6 protein-coding genes are annotated in these 7479 nt (G+C 72.6%); 5 read left to right on the forward strand and 1 reads right to left on the reverse strand.

The annotated features are described in order from the left end of the window. From ACE3T5_RS20275 to ACE3T5_RS20290, 4 genes are all read left to right on the forward strand, one after another. Window positions 1-901 (forward strand): GDSL-type esterase/lipase family protein (locus ACE3T5_RS20275; RefSeq protein ID WP_374669920.1); only part of this gene is annotated, 901 nt, incomplete at its 5' end. Between the two features lie 35 nt (window positions 902-936). Next, window positions 937-2988: an acyltransferase family protein gene (locus tag ACE3T5_RS20280; RefSeq protein WP_374669921.1), complete on the forward strand. Its 2052-nt coding sequence runs from the start codon at window positions 937-939 to the stop codon at window positions 2986-2988. A gap of 79 nt (window positions 2989-3067) precedes the next feature. Then, window positions 3068-4438, forward strand: a complete 1371-nt coding sequence (locus ACE3T5_RS20285) for a GDSL-type esterase/lipase family protein (RefSeq protein WP_374669922.1) — start codon at window positions 3068-3070, stop codon at window positions 4436-4438. A 70-nt stretch (window positions 4439-4508) separates the two neighbouring features. Further along, window positions 4509-5831: an SGNH/GDSL hydrolase family protein gene (locus tag ACE3T5_RS20290; protein WP_374669923.1), complete on the forward strand. Its 1323-nt coding sequence runs from the start codon at window positions 4509-4511 to the stop codon at window positions 5829-5831. A 62-nt stretch (window positions 5832-5893) separates the two neighbouring features. Here ACE3T5_RS20290 and ACE3T5_RS20295 read toward each other — a convergent pair whose 3' ends face one another. Continuing rightward, window positions 5894-6139, reverse strand: coding sequence for a hypothetical protein (locus ACE3T5_RS20295; protein WP_374669924.1), 246 nt, complete (start codon window positions 6137-6139; stop codon window positions 5894-5896). 205 nt (window positions 6140-6344) lie between these two features. On the opposite strand from ACE3T5_RS20295, the gene urtA reads away from it, so the two are divergent. Continuing rightward, window positions 6345-7479: urea ABC transporter substrate-binding protein (urtA, locus tag ACE3T5_RS20300; RefSeq protein ID WP_374669925.1), on the forward strand; the 1135-nt coding region annotated here is incomplete at its 3' end.

Below are 7479 nucleotides of genomic sequence, written 5' to 3' on the forward strand. Positions count from 1 at the left end.
CCGCGGCATCGCCCATCCGCTGCGCAGCGTCTGCGTCAGTCCGGGCTGGCGCCCCGCGCTGGCGTGGCAGGGCGCGCGCCAGGTGGGCGCCGGCCTGGTGGCCGTGTCCGGCGAGCAGCACGGCAGCCTGCTGGGGTTCGACTTCCGCTGGCCGCAGGCGGAGGCGCGGGTCACCTCGGTCCGGCTGCACCTGACCAAGCAGCGTGCCGACCGCAGCCTGGTGCTGGGCATCTCCGCCGACGGCGGTGCCGAGGCGCTGGTGACGCTGGATGGCGCGGTCAGCGAACCGCTGCGCATCGTGCCCACGCGGCCGGCGGCGCTGCTCGCCGTGCGCCTGATCGCGGGCGAGGCGACGGTGCACGGCCTGTCGCCCGTGTATGCGGCCGCCCAGCGCCCGCGCGACCACCTGGATGTGTTCAGCCTCCCCGGCGCCACGGCCGAGGGCTGGCGCCACGCGGCGGTGACCGAGCCGGCGTTCGCCACCAGCAAGCCGGTGCTGGATCTCGCGGTGCTGCAGTACGGCACCAATGACGCCGCGGCTGCCGCGCAGCGGCCGGAGGAGCATGCGCAGGCCCTGCGCGAGGGCCTGCGCCGCTTCCGCCTCGCCTATCCCGGCGCGCGCTGCGTGCTGGTCGGCCCGCCGGATCGCGGCGGCGGCGGGCCGGGCGGGCCGCATGCGGCCGTGCACGCCCAGGTGGCCGCGCAGCAGCAGCGCGCTGCGCGCGAGGCCGGCTGCTGGTTCTGGGACTGGCAGGCTGCCATGGGCGGGCGCGGCAGCGCCGCGGCGGGCGCACGGCAGGTGCCGCCCATGATGCAGGCCGATCTGACGCACCTCACGCCGCAGGCGTATCGGGCCCACGGTCATGCTTTCGGCGCGTGGCTGGCCGGTCCGCACCGTTGAGCTGATACGATTCCTGCCGAGACGTGAAGAGCGAGATGAACGAGGCAGGAGCAGTCGCCGTGCGGCCGGCGCAGACCGAGGAATCGGTGCCGGCGGGATCGGGTCTGCCGAACCGGGTGGCCGCGCTGGACGGCCTGCGGGGTCTGGCGGTGGCGGCGGTGGTGGCCTACCACCTGCGACTGGCCGGCTTCGAAGCCGGCTTCCTGGGCGTCGACCTGTTCTTCGTCATCTCCGGCTTCATCATCACCGCGCGCCTGCTCGACGAGCACGGCCGCACCGGCCGCATCGACCTGCCCGGTTTCTACCGGCGTCGCCTCTGGCGCCTGATGCCGGCCGTGCTGGTGCTGGTGTTGCTGGCCTTCCCGATCACCGCCGTGTTCGCGCCCGACGCGCTGCCGCGCCTGGCGAGCGACGCGCCGGCGGCGTTGGTCTACCTCTCCAACGTGTGGCAGCTGTGGTCCGTGCAGTCGTACTTCGAGACGATGGGGCGCGATCCGGTGCTGCGCCACCTGTGGTCGCTGTCGGTGGAGCAGCACTACTACCTGCTGTGGCCGGCGCTGATGGTCGTGCTGCTGCGCTGGCGCGGCCTGGGTCTGGTGGCCCTCGTCGCGGTGCTGCTGGCCGCCGCCAGCACGGCCGAGATGGCGCGGCTGTACACGGCCGGTCCCCTGGCGGCCAACTTCACCTACCTGGCCACGCACACGCACGCCATGGGCTTGCTGGCCGGCTCCGCGCTGGGCGTGCTGGCGCACCGGCGTGGCTGGCTGGTGGGCGCGACGGCGGGCCACGAAGGTCGCGGCGTGCGGGCCTTCTCGGCGCTGGCCGGACTGCTGGCGCTGGCGGGCCTGGGCACCATGGTCCATGCCTGGCACTCGGCAACGCCGGCGCTCTACCTGGGCGGCTTCCTGCTCGCCTCGCTGCTCGCTGCGGTGGCCATCGCCTCCGCCGTGGCGCATGAGGGCGCGTGGTCGCGCCTGCTCGGGTGCGCGCCGCTGCGCTGGCTGGGCACGCGCTCGTACTCCATCTATCTCTGGCACTGGCCGATCGGCGTGTGGGTCTTCGACGGTCCGGGCCAGGCCGAGCCCGGCGTGGCCGGCGCGCTGGTCGTCGTGGGCCTCACGGCGCTGGCGGCGGAGATCAGCTACCGCTGGATCGAACTCGATGCGCGGCGCCTGGTGCAGGGCTGGCGCGAGCGCCTGACGCCGGCCCTCGGCGGGGCCGGTCTGTGGGCGGGCAGTGCCGCCGCCGTGGGCGCTGCCGCGCTGCTGGTGCCGGCGGCTGCCTCGCTGCCCGCGCCTGGCTTCGCGGCCGATGCCGTGGCGGCGGCGGAGCCCGCCTCGCTGCGCACCCCGGCGCCCCGCGAGGCCGATGCCGCCGAGCCACCCGCCGCTGCCACCGCCCCGCCGGTGGTGCTGAGCGTGTCGGCCACGACCGTGCCCGCCCTCTCGGGCAGCGGACGCGACATCACCATCATCGGTGACTCGGTCATGCTGGGCGCGCGCCACTACCTCGCGCGGGCGCTGCCCGGTGTGCGGGTGGATGCCGCCGTGGGCCGCCAGTTCAGCGAGGCGCCGCAGCGCATCGGCGAGCTGCGCGAACACGATGCGCTGGGCCGCACCGTGGTGCTGCACCTGGGCACCAACGGCTACATCGTGGAGCGCCACCTGCGCAGCGCCTTGCGCCTGCTGCAGGACCGGCAGCGCGTGGTGCTGATCGACGTGCATGCCGCGCGCCGCTGGACCGAGCAGAACAACGAGATCGTGGCGCGCGTGGCGGGCGAGTTCCCCAACGTCGTGCGGGTGGACTGGGCCACGCTCGGTCGTGACAACCCGCAATTCTTCGTATCCGATGGCATCCACCTCAACTCGGCGGGCATGTCGGCGCTGGCGGGGGCCCTGGCCGAAGCGGCCGGCGTGCCGCTGTTCGAACCCTCCGCCATGGCGCGTGCAGGGCAGGGCATCCGCCTGAAGGCCACCCGCGCTACCGAGCGGCTGCGGGCCACGCCCACCGAGGCGGTCGAGGATCGGCCGGCCGTCGTGACCGTGCCTGCGGTCGATGCCGATGTCGAATCGCATCAAGGCCTCTGAGCGGCGGTTGATCGGGTGCTGCCTGGCGGGCCGCCGGGTCGGTGGCCCATGGCTCGCGCAGGTGGGCCTCGCGGTCGCGTTGACGGCCCTGCTGGCCCCCGGGGCGGCTGCGCAGGCCGGCGAAGCCATCGCCACGCAGAGGGTGTCGCTGACGGCGGGCAGTGCGGTGACCGACTTCCAGTGCAAGCCGCGCAGCCGCCGCGCCGCGCCACGCCCGCCCGAGCCCGATCCGCTGGAACCACCGGGCGAGGAGGACCTGGCCGCGCTGCTGCAGGCGCAGGGGCCTGCCGGCGCGCCCGCGACCGGCCTCTCGCTGCTGCCGCCGGTGGGGGAGCGCCTGCGGGTGGCGGTCTGGGGCGACAGCCACATGGCGGCAGCGTTCTTCACCGAGGAACTGATGCGCCTGGCGGGGCTCGACGTGGCGCTGGCACGGCCTTCGCTGCTGCCGGCCACCTTCGGTCGCGCTGGCGTGCGTCTGCCGCTGCGCCGGCATTGCGCCGAAGGCGACTGGCGCTACGAGTCCGCGCATGTCGCTTCCGTGGACGCTGCCACCAGCGGCCCCGGCCTGGTCGCGATGGTGGCCAGCCGGCCGGGTGCCGCCATCGCGCTGGACCTGCGCACCGTGCGCGGTGGCGAGGCCGGACCGCTGCGCCTGCTGTACGAGGCTGACGGCGCGCCGCTGCGCGTGGCGCTGGCGCTCGACGGCGGTGAGCCGACCGAGGTGGACTTGCAAGCCCGCCCGGGCCCCGCGGCGCTGGAGATCGCCGTCGACGCGCCGGTGTCGCAGCTGCGCCTGCGCCTGCTCACGGGCACGCTGCGGCTGCAGGGCCTGGCGCTGGCGCCCGCGTCGCGCGCGCTGCTGCAGCTGGACGTGTTCGGCTACCCCGGCGCCACCGCCGCCGGCTGGGCGCGCCTGCCGCCAGAGGGCCTTCGGCCCTGGCTGGCGGCGGATGCCTATGACCTGGTCGTCATGGCCTACGGCACCAACGAGGGCAATGCCTCGCCGTTCGATGCCGCGGCCTATCGGCAAGGCGTGGCGGCGGCAGTGACCAACCTGCGTGCCGCCTTCCCCGCGGCACGCTGCGTGCTGATCGGCCCGGGTGACCGCGGCGTGCTGCTGCGCCGCTCGCAGAAGGCACGCGCCGCGGCCACGGCCCGGCGCGCCGGGCCGTCGGTGCCACCGGCCGCGCTGCTGCGCTACACGCAGGTGCACGAGACCATCGCTGGGATCCAGCAGCAGGCCGCGCAGGCGGCCGGCTGCGCTTTCTGGAGCCCGCTGGAGGCGATGGGGGGGCCGGGCAGCGCGTATCGATGGGCGCGCGAGGGGCTGATGGCAGCGGACCTGATCCACTTCACCGTGCCGGGCTACCAGCAGCTGGCACGCGCCTTCGCCGCGGCCGCGGGCTGGTCGCCTGCATCCGTGCTGCCGGCGCGGCCGCCCGCGCGGTAGCTTCGCGGCGGGTGGGACTGCCCGCACATCGTGTTACGCCCACCACCGCGCGCAGTGCTGCAATGGCGCCATGGCGAACCCCAATGACTCCCCGCGAGCCGAACGCGTGACGGACCCAGGCCGCCGCGCCTGCCTGGCCGCGTTCGCCGGCTGGGCCGCACTGCTCGCCGGTTGTGGTGGCGGGGGTGGTGAGCAGGCGGATGCACCTGTGGCCGGTGATGTCGACGGTGCCAGTGCCGGGGCCACGTGGCAGACCGGCTGGCTGGCCGCGGTGCAGGCCGTGCGGGCCAGCGCGCCCGGCCTGCCGGTGCCGCCGCCGCTGGTGCTGCGGGACCAGACCTTGCGGCACGTGCTGCGGCCCAGCCAGGGCGGCGCGACGCTGCGTCTGCGGATCAGCAATGCTTTTGGCAGCGAGCCGCTGGTGATCGACGGCGTGAACATCGCCCGCGTCGTCGCCGGCAGCCGCATCGACCCGGCGACCGACCAGGCCCTGCGCTTTGGCGGCGCCACGGCGGCGCGTGTCCCCGCAGGCGGCGAGGTCTGGAGCGACGAGCTGGACTTCGCGGTCACGGCGCGCGAGGCCGTCGCCATCAGCCTGTACGTGGCGGGGCCGATGGAGGTGTCCACCTGGCATGCGGGTGCGTTCCAGACCGGGCGTATCGCCCAGGGTGACGCCCGCGCGGCCGAGTCACTGGACGAAGCGCCGGGAACGGGTGCCGTCCACTGGCTGCGGCGGCTGGACGTGCGGGTACCGCGCCCGGGCGGCGTGGTGGTGGCCTTCGGTGACTCCATCACCGAGGGCGCGCTGTCCACGCCGGACGCGCATCGCCGCTACACCGATCAGCTGGATGCGCGGCTGGCGGCCGATGCAGGCTTGGCCGGCTGGGGCGTGGTGAATGCTGGCCTGGGCGGCAACCGCCTGTTGTTCGACGGCTTCGGCCCGCGCGCGCTGGACCGCTTCGAGCGTGACGTGCTGCAGGTGGCCGGCGCCCGCGCGGCCATCGTGCTGATCGGCATCAACGACCTGCATGCGCCGGCCGCCGGCATCGGCCCGGTGGTGGCCGCGGAGGAATTGGTCAAGGGCCTGCAGGAGCTGGTGCGTCGCGGCCGCCAGGCCGACCTGCGCATGGTGCTGGCGACCCTGCCACCGTGCGAGGGCTACGGCTACGCGACCGCGGCCAGCGAGGCCGGGCGCCAGGCGCTGAATGCGTGGATCCGTGCGCAGAGCCTCGCGGACGCGGTGCTGGACGTGGACCGCGTGCTGCGCGACCCGGCCGCGCCCACGCGCCTGCTTGCGGCCTTCGACAGCGGCGACCGGCTGCATCCGAACGATGCCGGCATGGCGGCGATCGCGCAGGCCGTGGACCTGCAGGCGCTGCGATCGGCGGGCTGATCCTGGGTCCCCGCCTGCGCGGGGACGACGGGAGTCCGCCCAGGCGGACATCCAGGGGCCGCTCAGATCCCGTACTTCTGCTTCAGCACCGCCAGGCGCACCTGCATCGTCGGCGTCAGCTCCGCCGGGTTCAGCCGCTTGATGATGTTGCCGAGCACCCGCTTCTCATTGGGGTCCACCACGCCATCCTTGATGGCGATGGTGACCAGGCGCTCCAGCTCCGCCGGCTGCAGCTTGCCATCGTCGGAAAAGCACTGGATCGAGCGGTAGGCGATCTCCAGGTAATCGCGGCTGGTCTTGGTGGCCATCGGTCCTCCAGGTGGGTTCAATGGGCGTGATCGTACCGCCCGCCGTACGCCATGCGGCGTATGGCCCCATTTCGGGGCGAAACCTAGCATCCATCTCGTCCGTTGCCAAAAGCGCGCAGGCGCCGGCGGCAAGGCGATGGCCAGAGGGGTCGCCTTCGTTTTCTTCCTCTTCGTCCTGTCTTCCTTTCTTCTTCCAGGAGCTTTCATGCAACGTCGTTTCACTCTCAAGGCGCTGACCGCGGCGGTCGCGCTGGCCGGCGCGGGCCTGCCCGCCTTCGCCCAGGAGACCATCAAGGTCGGTGTGCTGCACAGCCTGTCGGGCACCATGGCCATCTCCGAGACCGTCCTGAAGGACACCGTCCTGATGGCCATCGAGGAAATCAACGCCAAGGGCGGCGTGCTGGGCAAGAAGCTGGAGCCGGTGGTGGTGGACCCCGCCTCCAACTGGCCGCTGTTCGCCGAGAAGGCCAAGCAGCTGCTGACGCAGGACAAGGTGGCCGTCACCTTCGGCTGCTGGACCAGCGTGTCGCGCAAGTCCGTGCTGCCGGTGTACGAGGAACTGAACGGCCTGCTGTTCTACCCCGTTCAGTACGAGGGTGAGGAGCTCTCCAAGAACGTGTTCTACACCGGTGCCGCGCCCAATCAGCAGGCCATTCCCGCGGTGGAATACCTGATGAGCAAGGAAGGCGGCGGCGCCAAGCGCTTCGTGCTGCTGGGCACCGACTACGTGTACCCCCGCACCACCAACAAGATCCTGCGCGCATTCCTCAAGTCCAAGGGCATCCCCGAGTCGGACATCATGGAGGAGTACACGCCCTTCGGCCACAGCGACTACCAGACGATCATCGGCAAGATCAAGAAGTTCTCTTCCGAGGGCAAGAAGACGGCCGTGATCTCCACCATCAACGGCGACTCCAACGTGCCCTTCTACAAGGAGCTGGGCAACGCCGGCCTGAAGGCCAAGGACGTGCCGGTGGTGGCCTTCTCCGTGGGTGAGGAGGAGCTGCGTGGCGTGGACACCAAGCCGCTGGTGGGCCACCTGGCCGCCTGGAACTACTTCATGTCGGTGAAGAACCCGGCCAACGCCGAGTTCACCAAGAAGTGGGCCGCCTACGCCAAGGCCAAGAACATCGCCGGCCACAAGGACAAGCCGCTGACCAACGACCCGATGGAGGCCACCTACATCGGCGTCTACATGTGGAAGCAGGCCGTCGAGAAGGCCAAGACCACCGACGTGGACAAGGTCATCGCCGCCATGGCCGGCCAGACCTTCAAGGCGCCCAGCGGCTTCACCGCCAAGATGGACGAGAAGAACCACCACCTGCACAAGCCGGTGTTCA

The organism is Ramlibacter sp. (assembly GCF_041916345.1).
Classification (GTDB): Bacteria; Pseudomonadota; Gammaproteobacteria; order Burkholderiales; family Burkholderiaceae_C; genus Ramlibacter.